This is a genomic window from Hoeflea sp., assembly GCF_984452065.1.
Genome location: NZ_CFHWAF010000001.1, coordinates 113045 through 126959, shown reverse-complemented (window position 1 = coordinate 126959; position 13915 = coordinate 113045). Strand labels below are relative to the sequence as shown.

Annotated in this window: 11 protein-coding genes, 1 other RNA gene and 2 pseudogenes; 1 reads left to right on the top strand and 13 read right to left on the bottom strand. The window is 61.8% G+C overall.

What is annotated here, in order from left to right:
* Positions 1-89: 89 nt before the first annotated feature.
* The 10 genes and pseudogenes from ftsW to rnpB all read right to left on the bottom strand — a co-directional run bounded on the left by ftsW (position 90) and on the right by rnpB (position 11096).
* Positions 90-1250, bottom strand: a complete 1161-nt coding sequence (gene ftsW / locus AC5E6N_RS00595; protein ID WP_491745974.1) for a putative lipid II flippase FtsW — start codon at positions 1248-1250, stop codon at positions 90-92.
* 2 nt (positions 1251-1252) lie between these two features.
* Complete coding sequence (gene murD, locus AC5E6N_RS00590) at positions 1253-2659, bottom strand: UDP-N-acetylmuramoyl-L-alanine--D-glutamate ligase (RefSeq protein WP_491745973.1); 1407 nt, start codon at positions 2657-2659, stop codon at positions 1253-1255.
* Positions 2660-2663: 4 nt separating this feature from the next.
* Positions 2664-3767 (bottom strand): phospho-N-acetylmuramoyl-pentapeptide-transferase, encoded by a 1104-nt coding sequence (mraY, locus tag AC5E6N_RS00585; protein ID WP_491745972.1) that lies wholly within the window; start codon positions 3765-3767, stop codon positions 2664-2666.
* Positions 3761-5209: pseudogene (locus AC5E6N_RS00580) on the bottom strand (UDP-N-acetylmuramoylalanyl-D-glutamyl-2,6-diaminopimelate--D-alanyl-D-alanine ligase); the annotation flags it as partial. The pseudogene AC5E6N_RS00580 and the gene mraY, both read right to left, overlap by 7 nt.
* Positions 5210-5233: 24 nt before the next feature.
* Positions 5234-6676: pseudogene (locus AC5E6N_RS00575) on the bottom strand (UDP-N-acetylmuramoyl-L-alanyl-D-glutamate--2,6-diaminopimelate ligase); the annotation flags it as partial.
* A 79-nt stretch (positions 6677-6755) separates the two neighbouring features.
* Positions 6756-8492: a peptidoglycan D,D-transpeptidase FtsI family protein gene (locus AC5E6N_RS00570; protein WP_491745971.1), complete on the bottom strand. Its 1737-nt coding sequence runs from the start codon at positions 8490-8492 to the stop codon at positions 6756-6758.
* Positions 8489-8854, bottom strand: a complete 366-nt coding sequence (gene ftsL, locus AC5E6N_RS00565) for a cell division protein FtsL (protein ID WP_491745970.1) — start codon at positions 8852-8854, stop codon at positions 8489-8491. The genes AC5E6N_RS00570 and ftsL overlap by 4 nt, the downstream gene beginning before the upstream one ends.
* Positions 8855-8859: 5 nt before the next feature.
* Positions 8860-9885, bottom strand: coding sequence for a 16S rRNA (cytosine(1402)-N(4))-methyltransferase RsmH (rsmH, locus tag AC5E6N_RS00560; protein WP_491745969.1), 1026 nt, complete (start codon positions 9883-9885; stop codon positions 8860-8862).
* A complete protein-coding gene (gene mraZ / locus AC5E6N_RS00555; RefSeq protein WP_491745968.1) occupies positions 9882-10340 on the bottom strand; it encodes a division/cell wall cluster transcriptional repressor MraZ in 459 nt (152 codons plus the stop codon). Before mraZ ends, rsmH begins: the two co-directional genes overlap by 4 nt.
* Before the next feature lie 327 nt (positions 10341-10667).
* An RNA gene (rnpB, locus tag AC5E6N_RS00550) (RNase P RNA component class A) lies at positions 10668-11096 on the bottom strand.
* A gap of 133 nt (positions 11097-11229) precedes the next feature.
* Between rnpB and AC5E6N_RS00545 the strand changes: the two genes are divergently transcribed.
* A complete protein-coding gene (locus tag AC5E6N_RS00545; RefSeq protein WP_491745967.1) occupies positions 11230-11622 on the top strand; it encodes a VOC family protein in 393 nt (130 codons plus the stop codon).
* Positions 11623-11731: 109 nt separating this feature from the next.
* On the opposite strand, the gene AC5E6N_RS00540 is transcribed toward AC5E6N_RS00545, so the two are convergent.
* From AC5E6N_RS00540 to AC5E6N_RS00530, 3 genes are all read right to left on the bottom strand, one after another.
* Entirely contained in the window at positions 11732-12259 is a 528-nt protein-coding gene (locus tag AC5E6N_RS00540) for a lytic transglycosylase domain-containing protein (protein ID WP_491745966.1), read from the bottom strand.
* A 148-nt stretch (positions 12260-12407) separates the two neighbouring features.
* Complete coding sequence (locus tag AC5E6N_RS00535) at positions 12408-13175, bottom strand: N-acetylmuramoyl-L-alanine amidase (RefSeq protein WP_491745965.1); 768 nt, start codon at positions 13173-13175, stop codon at positions 12408-12410.
* Complete coding sequence (locus AC5E6N_RS00530; protein WP_491745964.1) at positions 13172-13882, bottom strand: TerB family tellurite resistance protein; 711 nt, start codon at positions 13880-13882, stop codon at positions 13172-13174. Before AC5E6N_RS00530 ends, AC5E6N_RS00535 begins: the two co-directional genes overlap by 4 nt.
* Positions 13883-13915 lie beyond the last annotated feature (33 nt).

Below are 13915 nucleotides of genomic sequence, written 5' to 3'. Positions count from 1 at the left end.
TCGCCCGGCCCGTTCAATGTCGTTTTCCAATATCCTCTTCCTTTCCCGGGTGGGGAAAATCAAATGTTCCAATTTAAACCAGACTTGCTCTACACATGCCCCGCGCTGAGCTTCATCTCGTGGTAGCTGTTTTGCCGGCCGGTGGCCCGTTTTTCCGGATTGCGCCGCGTCAGCGCCAGCAGGAAACCGGCGGTGATGGAAATCGCCAGCATCGAGGATCCGCCATAGGAGATCAGAGGCAGGGTCATGCCTTTCGCCGGCAGCAGTTCCAGATTGACGCCGATATGGATCATCGACTGCAGCCCGATGAGCAGCGTCAGGCCGGCAATCGCCAGCCGGGTGAACTCATCACGCTCGCGGTTGGCGTGGCGCAGGCCGCGCAGCACGATGAAAAGGAAAATCGCGACAAGCACCAGACAGAACAGGATTCCGAACTCCTCCGCCGCGACCGAAAAGATGAAATCGGTGTGGCTGTCGGGAAGAATACGCTTGATGGTGCCTTCTCCGGGGCCCTGCCCCAGCCAGTCTCCACGCACAATCGCCTCGCGCGCCGTATCGACCTGATGGGTATCGCCCTCCCCGGTCAAAAAACGGTCGATCCGTCCGGCCACGTGGGGAAAGACAAAATAGGCCGAGGCAAACAGCGCAACGGCGGCGCAAGCCAGGAGGATTATCCAGAACCAGGGCATGCCCGCCATGAAGAACAGGGTTCCCCAGGCGATCGTCACCAGAATGGTCTGTCCGAGATCCGGCTGCGCCACCAGCAATGCCACCACGATACCGAAAAGGATAATGGCAAACAGGTTTCCCGGGATGTCCGGCTGGCGCGAATGCTCGGAAAAGAGCCACGCGCAAATGATGATGAATGCCGGTTTCAGGAACTCCGAAGGCTGCACGGAGAATCCGGCAATCGAGAACCAGCGGCGCGAACCCTTGGCTTCAAATCCGTAGAACTGGGTAAAGACCATCAACGCGATCGACAGCAGCAGAAGAAGCAGCGCCGCCCGCCTGACCTGACGCGGCGACAGGAAGGAAAGCCCGATCATCACCGCCAGGGCCGGGAAGATGAACAGGGCGTGGCGCTTGACGAAATGAAGGCTGTCGATGTCGAGCCTTTCGGCAACGCCCGGGCTTGCGGCAAAGGAGAGCATGAAACCAAGCCCGATCAGGGCGACAAAAACCGCCAGCAGAAGCCTGTCTATCGTCCAGAACCAGTCTGAAATCGGTCCTCGTTCGGCGCGGCTAACCATTTTCAGCTCTCCTTCGGATCCACGAGCATGGCGATATCCGGCAGCTTCGCGACACAATCGACAAAGGCGTTCCCGCGGATTTCAAAGTTCTTGTACTGATCGAAGCTTGCGCAGGCCGGTGACAGCAATACGACGGCCTCCTCGGCCCGGTCGTCCGACGCGTCTTGTGCGGCGCGCGCGACGGCGCGCTCCAGTGTCCCGGCGATTTCATAATCGACATCGTCGCCCAGCGTCGCGGCGAATGCCGGCGCCGCCTCGCCGATCAGATAGGCCTTGGCGATATGCGGATAGAGCCCGCTCAGCATGTGGATGCCACCATCCTTCTCAAGCCCCCCGGCGATCCAGTATATCCGCTCGAAGCTCGACAGCGCCGGAGCCGACGCATCGGCATTGGTGGCTTTTGAATCATTGACAAAGAGGACACGCCCTCGGCGCGCAACCGGCTGCATGCGATGTTCCAGCCCGGCGAAACTCTCCAGCCCCGCGAAAATCTCGTCTTCGCTCAGACCGACCGCAATACAGGCGGCGATGGCCGCCGCCGCGTTTTGCGCATTATGGGCACCGCGCAGGGTCGGGATGGACGACAGATCGGCCACCTGATGGGCCGTTCCGCCCGAAGCCCGCATGAGGACCGGCCCGGCCGCATAGTAGCCGTCGGCCAGAACGTCGCGCTTCGAAATCCGGATGACCGGCGTCGAAGCCCGCTCCAGCCTGTCGGCGATCAGCATGCACCAACGATCATCGGTTCCGATGATCGCAAGATCGCTTCCGACAACCAGTCTTTCCTTGACTTCGGCGTAGTGCTGCATGGTCCCATGACGGTCGAGATGATCGGGCGACAGGTTGAGCAGAACGCCTGCGCTCGGGTTGATCGAAGGCGAAAGGTCAATCTGGTAGGACGAACACTCGACCACATAAAAACGTCCGCTCTTGGGCGGATCGAGCGTCATGATGGCCGTTCCGATATTGCCGCCAAGCTGCGTATCGCGGCGGGCTTTCCTCAGGATGTGCGCAATCAGCGCGGTGGTTGTCGACTTCCCGTTGGTTCCGGTAATGGCGATGAACGGGCAATCCGGTGCCTGAAGGCGCCTTTGCCGGGCGAACAGCTCGATATCGCCGATGATTTCCACCCCGGCCCCGCGCGCCAGGTCAACGCTCCAATGCGGCTTTGGATGGGTCAGCGGCACACCGGGCGACAGCACCAGCGCCGCCTGATCGGCCCACACAATCGTGCGAAGGTCGGCGACCGGAATGCCGGCATCGGACGCCTCCTTGACCCGGTCAGGATTGTCGTCCCAGGCCGTGACGGATGCATCGCCGGCAAGCAGCGCATGGGCGGTTGCAATGCCTGATCCGCCCAGCCCGAAGAGGGCAATTTCTTTCCCCGGAAAAGCCGACGCCGCGATCATTGCGTCACCGCAGTTTCAGAGTGGCCAGCCCCAGCATGGAAAGGCCGACGGCGATGATCCAGAACCGGATGACCACCTGGCTTTCCGTCCACCCGAGCCGCTCGAAATGGTGATGGATCGGCGCCATGAGGAAAACCCGTTTGCCCGTCAGCTTGAAGGACGCCACCTGAATGATGACCGACAGGGCCTCGGCGACAAACAGACCGCCGATAATGATCATGACGAGCTCGTGTTTGGTCGCGACCGCAACGGCGCCGACCAGTCCGCCGAGCGCCAACGATCCCGTATCGCCCATGAAGATCGCGGCCGGAGGCGCATTGAACCACAGGAAACCGAGGCCGGCCCCGATCACCGCGCCCAGAACCACGGAGAGTTCTCCCGTTCCGGGGACAAAATTGATCTGGAGGTAGTTGGCAAAGACCGCATTGCCGGCAAGATAGGCAATGACGCCGAAGGATGCCGCGGCGATCATGATCGGAACGATGGCGAGCCCGTCCAGCCCGTCGGTCAGATTGACCGCATTGCCCGCACCGACAATGACGAAGGCGCCGAAGGCGATGTAGAACCAGCCGAGATCGATGACGAAGTCCTTGAAAAAGGGAAACGCCAGGGAAGAGCCGAAGCTGGCGCCGCTCGGGCCGGCGGCCGCCATCGAGGCAAGCATGATCGCATAGACCGCAAGACCGCCGATAAGAAACTCGACCAGGAGCCGCGTTTTGCCGGAGACACCCCGATGCGACTGCTGGGTGACCTTGAGATAGTCGTCATAAAAGCCGATCGCGCCGAAGCCGAGCGTGACGAGCAAGGTGGTCACCACATAGGTGTTCGACAGGTCGGCCCACAAAAGCGAGCTCACGATGATGCCCGTGAGGATCATCAACCCGCCCATTGTCGGCGTTCCGGCTTTCTTGAAATGCGTCTGCGGGCCATCCGCCCGGATCGGTTGCCCGCGCCCCTGACGAATGGAAAGCGAGGCGATGATTCGCGGCCCGAACAGGAACACAATCAGGGCCGAAGTCAGTGCCGCCGCGCCCGTTCGAAAGGTTATGTATCTGAACAGGTTGAAGATTTGGAATTGATCAGATAGTTCGACGAGCCAGATCAGCATTGGGCGGACACCCCCTCTCGCGTGTTCCGTTCCGACACGCTGTCGGACACCGCCGGATAGTTGTCAACAAGGGCCTTCACCAGCCGTGAAAAGCCGATGCCCTTGGACGATTTCACCATCACCGCATCACCCGCCCGGACGGTCTTGAGAAGAACGGGTTCAAGCTCGTCGGCGCCGGGGTGGTGCTGGTGGACAATCGGCTCGTCCAGCACGTCCTCAAGCGCTTTCATTTCCTCGCCGCCGAGCAGGACGATGTCGATGCGGGCGGCTTCAAGCGGCTCCTTGAGTTCGGCGTGCAGCTTCTTTGCAAACGAGCCGAGTTCAAGCATGTCGCCGAGCACGGCAATGCGCCGTCCGCCCTCACCGACAGGCGCATCGCGCAGCAATGCGATGCCCGCGCGCACGGAGGCGGGGTTTGCGTTATAGCTCTCGTCGATCAGCGTAAAGACACCGCCTTCCGCCGCAAGCGCAAGCCGCGTCCCGCGCCCGTCCGAGGGTTCGACCCGCGCCATGGCTTCCGCCGCCACGCGCAAATCCGCACCGGCAAGCTTGGCGGCTCCGGCAACGGCCAGTGCATTTTGAACCATGTGCCTGCCCGGCATGCCGACATTGAGCGTGACCGTTTCGCCCAGAACGTCGACCTCGGCCGACGAACCGTCATCCGTCGCCCGCCATGTCTTCAGCCGGATATCGGCCTGCCGGTGTTCACCGAATATGTGGATGTTTTCTATGCCGCAGCCGATCGCCGTCTTCTTCAGTTGCGCGAACTTGTCGCTGTCGCGGTTCAGCAGAACGTGGCCGCCCGATACAACCCCCTCGAAGATTTCCGCTTTCGCCGCAGCGATTTCCGACAGGTTCTTGAAGTGCCCCAGATGCGCGGCGGCGATCGCCGTGACGATCGCAATATGCGGGCGAACCAGCTTGACGAGCGGGCGTATTTCGTCGGGATGGTTCATGCCGATTTCGAAGACGCCGAACGCGGTGTCCTGTGGCATGCGCGCAAGGGTCAGCGGCACGCCCCAGTGATTGTTGAAGGACGCGACCGATGCATGCGTCTTTCCCTGGCCGCCAAGAACCTGACGCAGCATTTCCTTGGTGGAGGTTTTGCCCACCGAGCCCGTGATCGCGACAATGCGCGCCTTTGTCCGGGCGCGGGCAGCGACACCCAGCCGGCACATGGCTTCAAGCACATCGTCAACGACAATCATTGGCGCATTGACGCGTCCGAGCGCCGGCAGTTTTGCCTCGGAAACGACCAGCAGCGAGGCGCCGCTCGCCACGGCGGCACTGGCAAAATCATGGCCATCAAACCGATCGCCCTTGATGGCGAAGAACGCGTCTCCGGGCGCGATGGAACGGCTGTCTATGGAAATCCCGTCAATGCCTTGCGGCAGATCGCCCACGGGCCTGCCGCTCATCGCGTCGATCATGTCCTCCGTCTGCCAAAGCCACTGGCGCGGGGCAAGCGAAGCCAGGGCTTCCTTGATCGCCCCGTGGTCGGAAAACGGCAACACCGTGTCACCGACGGTCTGCCCCTCTTCATGCCCCTTGCCGGCGACGACCAGCGTATCGCCTTCCTGCAACAGCGCGATCGCGTCCGCGATGGCTTGCCGCCGGTCGCCGATTTCGAGCGCGCCGGGCGCCTGAGCCAGGATTTCGGCGCGAATGGCCGCCGGCTCTTCGCTGCGCGGATTGTCGTCCGTGACAATCACCACATCGGCAAGACGGGTGGCGATTTCGCCCATAATAGGCCGTTTGCCCCTGTCCCGGTCGCCGCCGCAGCCGAACACTGCGATAACGCGGCCCGTGGTGAAGGGCCGCACCGATTGAAGAACCTGCTCCAGCGCCTCCGGCTTGTGCGCATAGTCCACATAGGCGGGCGCGCCGTTCGGGGCGGCTCCCACCAGTTCAAGCCGGCCCGGCGCGCCGCGCAGATGTTCAAGCGCGGCGATCGCCTCGCCGGCCGGAACGCCGGTGACGATCGCAAGACCTGCCGCGACAAGCGCGTTGGCGAGCTGAAAGTCTCCCGCAAGCGGGATTTCGACCTGATAGATCGCGCCTTCATGGTGAATTTCCGCCACCTGCTGATGGCGCTGATGCTCAACCCGCTTCAGCGCCAGGAAATTGCCGTTGCGCCCGACGGTGCGCACGTCGAGGCCCCTGGCCTTCGCCCGATCGATCGCCCGCTCGGACCAGGCGTCGTCCGAGTAGATCACCGCCGACGAACCCGGCCGCAAAAGCGCCTCGAAGAGCCGCATCTTGGCGGAGAAGTAGGCGTCCATGTCATGGTGATAGTCGAGGTGGTCGCGCCCCAGATTGGTGAAGGCCCCGGCCGTCAGCCGCACGCCGTCCAGCCGGTGCTGGTCAAGCCCGTGGCTGGAGGCTTCCATGGCGCCGTGGGTAATGCCCTCGCCCGCCAGTTCGCCGAGGGTCCGGTGCAGGACAACCGGATCCGGGGTTGTGAGCTCGCCATATTGCTTCCGGCCCGCCGTCTCGACACCCGTCGTTCCGATCATTGCCGCGGGCCGGCCCGCACGCTCCCAGATCTGCCGGGTAAAGGATGCGACCGACGTCTTTCCGGCCGTTCCGGTGACGGCCACCATGGTTTCGGGCTGTTCGCTGTGGATGCGGGCGGCGGCTTTTGCCAGAAAGTATCGCGGGTCGGCGACCCGGATTACCGGAATGCCGGGATCCGGCAGCTCGCTTTGCGCCGATACGACCGCCGCGACCGCGCCTTTTTCGGCGGCCTCGCCGACAAAGGCCGCTCCGTCGCGCATCTGGCCGGCAATCGCCACGAAAAGGTTCCCGGGCTCAATGTTGCGGCTGTCGGCGGTGACATCCGAAATCTCCAGTTCGGCAAGGTCGTCCGGTATCGTGGCAAAGTCTGCGGCCAGTACGTTGAGCTTCATTGTTCGTTGCCATCATTCCTTTGAATTGCTGCGCCGGCCGGCGTCTCACGTTCCCATAGAGCATGAGCTTATGTCAGACTCAATATGACACGAGCAAGGCGGCATCGCCTTCTCCGAATACCGGGCGAACCCCGAGCAATGCGGCGCTGCGGCGTATAATGGCTTTGACGGTGGGGGCTGCGTTGAGGCCCGCGGTGGCCGATTGCTGACCTTCAGCCGGCTTCGGCTCGTCGATGATCACCAGAACGACATATTGCGGATCTTCGATTGGAAACGCCGACAGGAAGGCATTGAAACGCACGTCTGACGAGTAGCGGCCATTGACCACTTTCTCCGCTGTGCCTGTCTTTCCGCCGACCCTGAAACCCGGAACCTCGGCGCGGCGGCCGGATCCCCTTTCGACATTAAGGCGCATCAGATGACGCATGGTGGCGCTGGTTTCCCGCTTGATCACCCGGGTCGCGACCTGTGCCGCCTCCGCCTCCGTGCGCGGCAGGAAGGTGGGCGGAATGAGGTTTCCGCCGTTCAGCATCGCCGCCGCCGCAACCGCGGTCTGCAACGGTGTGGTCGCAACGCCGTGGCCGAAGGAGATGGTGATGGAGTTGATCTTCTTCCAGACCTGAGGCTGGCTCGGCCGCGAGACTTCCGGCAGCTCGGTCTGCATGCGTGTCAACAGACCGATGCGCGTGAGGAACTCGCGCTGTCGGTCAATGCCGACCACATCGGCCATCTTGGCGGTGCCGATATTCGATGAATAGATGAAAATCTCGGGAACGCTGAGAATACGGTGCTTGCCGCGGAAGTCGCTGATCGTGTGACCGGCCATGCGGATCGGCCGCCGCGCATCGAACTGGTCGTCAATCGAGACGAGGCCGGAATCGAGCGCCATCGCCGTCGTGAACGCCTTGAAGGTCGAGCCCATCTCGTAGGTGCCCGCCGACATCCGGTTCAGCCTGTCCTTTTCGAGAGCCTGAGCCGGAAGATTGGGATCGTAATCGGGCAGAGAGGACATGGCGAGCACTTCGCCGGTCTTGGCGTTGAGGACAACGGCACCGGCGGCAATCGCCTGGTAGCGCTCCATCGCCGTCGCCAGCTCGTCGCGGACGATATGCTGGACCCGCAGATCGACGGCGAGCCGTACCGGTTCAAGCTGCCGCTCGATCGTCAGCCCCACCGCGGCAAGGTCGGCGAGGCCCTGACCGTCGACGAACTTCTCCATGCCGGCGATGCCCTTATTGTCGATATTGACGTGGCCGACAATGTGCGAGGCCGTCGGCCCACCCGGATAGAAGCGGCGCTTTTCGGGCCTGAACCCGACGCCCGGAATACCGAGCGCCAGAATGTCGCTCTGCTGTTTGGGCGTCAGCTGACGGCGAAGCCACTGGAACTGCGATTTCGATGTCAGCTTGCGATAGACCGAACGGGCGTCGACATCCGGCAGGACCGTCGACAGCCTTTCGATGACCTCATCGGGATCGGTGATCTTGTGCGGCTGCGCGTAGAGCGAAACGGTCCGTATATCGGTTGCCAGCACCTGTCCGTTACGGTCGAGCAGATCGGGCCGGGAGGCGAGGAGCTCACTGCCCCGCGCGATACTCGCAACCGTTTCGAGGTCGCGGAAACCGTATTGAACAAGCCGGCCCGCGATCACCGCATAGACCACGCAGACACCGATCATCACCAGGGTGATACGGTTGCGTGTCTGACCGGCGCCAGACCGGCGCGCGCCCTCGACATGGACCGGGCCGCCACGCGGCAGCCCGCCCGCAAGGGACGGTTTTGGGGCCAGCCCCATGCGCTGCAGCAAACCTCTCATTGGCCAACCGACCCGGTAACGGTCTGTGAATCGGGAGCGTCAGCCATCATTTCCTCGATCGGCTCGGGCAGGTCACGCACCCTGGCGGGCAGTTCCTCAGGGCGGACAATCTGATGGGGCTCGGTGATTTCCAGACCGAGCTCGTCCTGATGCGCCTCGACAAGGCCCTGAAGCCGGCTCGGCTGGATGAGCAGGCTCCAGTCGGCCCTCAAAAGATCGATCGTGTCCTGCTCAAGGCGAATTGCAGCCTCGAGCCGCTTGATTTCAGCGACCTGTTCCTCCGCCTGGTACTTGACGTGGAAGGTCATGACCGCTGCGGCAGCCATCAGGGCAATGATGATGAAGTCGATGGTCCTGAGCACCGCGATCAAGCCCCCTTGGCAGCAATGGCGGGCAGATCCGGCAAACCGAAAAATGCCATGTCGGCCGGGAGCGAGGCTCCGGTGGTGCGTTTTCCGGCCCGCAGCTTGGCCGAGCGCGCACGCGGATTTGCCGTGGCCTCCGCCTCACCGGCGGCAAGGACTTTGCCGATCGGCTCGAAACTCGGGGTGTCCCGCCGTGATTCGGGCAGATGGCGCGACGGCCCGCCGCGCCTGCCGAACCGGTCCTGGAAGAACCTCTTGACGATACGGTCCTCAAGGGAGTGAAAGCTGACGACGACGAGCCGCCCGCCCGGTTTGAGCGTCCGCTCGGCGGCGAACAACGCGCTGGCAAGTTCCGTCAGTTCCTCATTGATATAGATCCTGAGCGCCTGAAAAACCCGGGTTGCAGGATGTATCTTGTCACGGGCCCGGCGCGGCTTGACGCTCTCGACAAGGCCGGCAAGCTCCCGCGTTGTGGCAAACGGCTTGTCCGCGCGCTTTGCCTCGATGGCCTTGGCGATACGCCCGGCCATCTTTTCTTCGCCCAGAAAGCCGAAGATGCGGGTAAGATCGGACACCTTGAACCGGTTGACCACATCGGCCGCGGACGGCCCGGTGGACGACATGCGCATATCGAGCGGCCCGTCCTTCTGAAAGGAGAAGCCGCGACCGGCCTCGTCGACCTGCATGGATGAAACGCCGACATCGAGCACGATGCCGTCAAGCCCGTCTTGCGGGGCATACGCCGAAAGATCGCTGAAACGCGACCGTATCAGCTTGAGACGTCCCGGAAACAACTCCGCCAGTGCATGGCCCGCGGCAATCGCCTCCGGGTCACGGTCGAGCGCGATGACATCCGCTCCGCTGTCCAGAATGGCGCGGCTGTAGCCGCCCGCGCCGAATGTTCCGTCGAGAACGACCTGTCCGCGCCCCGGCTTCAGCGCGGACAGGACCTCATTCAGGAGAACCGGGATGTGACGCACTGGTCCGCCACCGGCGCCATTTTCAATGCCGCCAGAGTGCGTTGTCATCCCGTCTCTCCTTGATCGACGCGCGGCTGTCCCCTGCCCATGCGCCGGCCCAGGGCTTCCTGTCGTTTTTCCTCGTAGCAAACAGGATCCCAAAGCTGGAAATGATCCGAGCGACCCACAAAGGTCACCTGGTCGGTAATGCCGGTGTAATCGCGAATAAAATCGCTCACCATGAGACGGCCCTCGCCGTCCAGTTTCATGAACACACCGCCACCGTGAATAAGCAGCGACATGTCGTTCGAATCGACCGAGAACGGATCGCCCCCGTCGATCTGCCGTTCGTAGCGGTCGAGAAGATCGGGACCGCCCACCGTTATGGCCGGATAGACAAAGTCCTGGATGGCGTAGAGCTCCTGTATGTCGAGGCGCGTCAGAACGGTGCGAAACGGAGCGGGCACGGACACCCTTCCCTTCGCATCGATCTTGTTCGTCGCATTCGACAGGAACCGGTTCATTACGCAAAACCGCCGCTTCCAGGCCTGAAGACCATAACATGCCGCCTCCGGAAATTACCGACCGCAAGCTGCGCGGGTGCGCTGACGCCGCGAAACGACGCGCTGACTGGACCCGCTCTCGGGCAACGCCTGAATACCCCTCACACTGCATATTTGGGATAGCATGGGATGATTTGGGTGTCAATGGGACAGACCCTATCAAAGCTGGTTTTCCAGCGGTCAGCAAAGCCTTCGTATGGTTAAGGAATCGCTAACGGGACGGCCGCCAGGCGGCACAAAAGTTTAGCCGGCAACGAACGCGCACGGGACTGATTCGCCTGAATTTGAAGTGCCAGCCGGCCTGTAAGCCGGGTTCTGTACTGCGCATCGCCGGAGCGCGCGCAGCGACAGCCATTCGTCTGGGGCGCCATTTGCATCGCGCCTCAAGCAACCAACCCGGATGATCCGCCCGGAAACAGGCTGGAGCTTGCGCTCCGCGTCATCCCTATTCGGTCTTGCTCCCGGTGGGGTTTACCGTGCCGTTCCTGTTGCCAGAAACGCGGTGGGCTCTTACCCCACCCTTTCACCCTTACCCCGCCGGTATTCGGGTCCCTTGATCATCGGACCGGAATACAGGCGGGGCGGTTTGCTTTCTGTGGCACTTTCCCTGGGGTTGCCCCCGCCGGATGTTATCCGGCACCGTGTTTCCGTGGAGCCCGGACTTTCCTCACCCGGCCACCTTTCGGCATTGCCGGACGCGGCTGTCTGGCCAGCTGGCCCCCCCTGATACCGAAATTCACAGGCAAAACCAACCAAATCCGACACCGCGGCGGGATGGACCCTCTTTACCTCAACCTTGGTTGAGGCTGTAGACTTATCGCCCAGGCAAACACGGTCACGGAGAGCGGTTATGGACCTCAATCAGGTCACCATCGAAGTCAGCGACTTCGAAGAAAGTGTCAGCTTCTATTCCAGGCTCGGGCTGAAACTGATTGTTTCGCAACGAAATGAGTACGCCCGGTTCGAACTGCCGTCGGGCTCCAGCACATTGTCACTGCACCTTTGCGACCGGCCGGCCGCCGCTGGCACGGTGCTGTATTTCGAGGTCGATGATCTTGACGGCAAATATCTGGAGCTGGAAAAACGCGGAGTCCGTTTCGACAGCAAGCCGGTCGATCAGGACTGGCGCTGGCGCGAGGCTTATCTCACCGATCCCGACGGACACAAGCTCTGCCTGTTTCATGCCGGTCCGGACCGCCGCTTTCCACCCTGGCGGCTGGAAAACCGATCACCAGCTGTTTGAGCGGCGGCAAACGTTCGGCGCGAACGTCACCACCGCACGCTGTCGGATCACTCCGCGGCAATGGGTGCAAATGTGATTTGAATGATATGCTTCGCCGGCCGGAACCGGCCTAGCTGATGAGCTTTTTCACTTTCCTGCAATAGCGCGACGAGATCGGGTTCATCCGCTTCGCGCCGTGCCCGGCATTGTAGCGCAGGATCGTGCCGCAGGTGTCGCCGCCGCTGAGCTCATGCGCCTTGCCGAGATATTTCATGCCGTATTTGATGTTGGTCTCGGGCTCGTAGAGCCCCTTGCGGCTGCCGCGATACCCCATCAGACGCGCCGTCGCCAGTTTGATCTGCATGAGGCCGATCTCGCCGGCCTGCCCGCGCGCCCTGGCGTTGAAATTGCTTTCGACCCGGACGACCGCATGGGCAAGATCCGAGGGGATGCCGTGCTTGCGGGCGTAATTGTTGATCAACCGCGAGTATTTGGGGTGAGTGTTGATCTCAGGCTCGGCACGCTTGAAAAGCGACGCGGTGATGGCGCGGAAGTCCACCCGTGTCGTCTGTTTTTCTTCTTCAGCAAGAACCGCACCTGAGAATGAAACCAGGCCGGCGCACAGCAGCGCGCCAAGGAAGGTTCCGGTATTTTTCATTGTCATACTCCAAACGAAAGGCCGCCAACGCGATACCTGTGGCGGCCGAAAACCGGCAACATTCGTAGCTGCAATATTTTGTGAATGGTGGCAGAGCTGTAACGTTAAGTTACAAGTTGTAAGAAAGAGCGTTGCTGCGGCGCAACAATCAGCTTTTCACGGCTTGGTCCGGTAGTGCGGAAAGCAGTTTGTGCAGCGTTTCTATGGTCGACGCATCGGCAACGCCGTCAACCCGCGACGGCCTGAAATGGCGTTGGAAAGCCCGCACGACGGCGTCCAGATCTTCATCGAATAATCCCGTTATTTCAACGCCATAACCGTATATTCCCAACATCGCCTGAAACGCCTCGATCGGCTGGCCCGCATCGCCCATCTGGAAGAAGCGCCCGCCGGAGGCGGCCGATGGCTCCACCCAATGCCCTATGCCGGCTTCAAAAAGTGATCGCCAGGGGAATTTTTCCCCCGGATCCTGTTTGCGCTGCGGTGCAATATCACTGTGGGCAAGCACCCGTTCCGGCGCGATTGCCCACCTGCCGACGCAATTTCGACACAATTGGATAACCGCCGCAATCTGTTCCTCGGTAAAGTCCGGATAGCCGCCCTGATGGCCGGGATTGGCGATCTCGATGCCGATGGAGCGTGAATTGTTGTCGACCTCGCCCTTCCACTGCCCCGCGCCGGCATGCCAGGCCCGCTTGTCCTCAGCCACCATCTGCACGATGTCGCCGTTCTCAAACACAAAATAATGCGCGGAAACCTCGGAACGCGGCGAGCACAACCAGTCCAGCGCCTCACCGGCATCGTCCATCCCGGTATAGTGCAGCAACAGCATATCAGGCGGTCCGCCGCGCCGCTCGTTGAAATTGGGAGAGGCCTTCAGCCGCGCGCCATCCAGTTCCGGCTGCTTGAGCGTCATGCCGCCTGCTTTTCCTTTGCGATCGCGGCAAAGGCCAGGTTCAGCGCGGCCATGCGGCTGTTGGCGATCGCCAGGAACTCCTCCGGCACGCCGCGGGCGATCAGGCGGTCCGGATGCGCATCCGACACCAGCTTGCGGTAGTGTTTCTTGATGTCGTCGAACGGCGTTTCGCGCGGCAGGCCGAGAACGGCATAGGGGTCGTGCGTTGTCTCATAGGTGTGACGGGCCACGATCTGCTCGAAGGTCACCTCGCTGACGTCAAAAATCTCCGCCACGCGGGCAAGAAAGTTCTGCTCCTTTTCATGCAGAACGCCGTCCGCCTTGGCGATGTGGAAGAGACCGTCGAGAATATCTTCAAGGATACGCCCGTCGGTGCCGTCCGCATGACAAAGGTCGGCCATCTTGGATGCGTAGGAGTCAAAGCCGGCGACGTCCTGCTTTGCCAGATTGTAGAGCCGCGCGACATTGCGCGCCTCCTTGTCCGGTATTTCGAAAATCTCCTGAAACGCCACCACCTCATCCGGTGTGACGATACCGTCGGCCTTCGCCATCTTGGCGGAGAGGGCGATCATCGCGACGGAAAAGGCAACCCGCCTTCGGGTCTGCGGATCGCCTTCAAAAACCGTCCGCACAGCCTCGATCACCCCGGAAATCGCTCCCGAAGCGGCGATGCTCACAAACTGGCTGAGTCGGTCAAATATCGACATGAACGGTGTTTACGCCATTTGTTTGTGCAATGC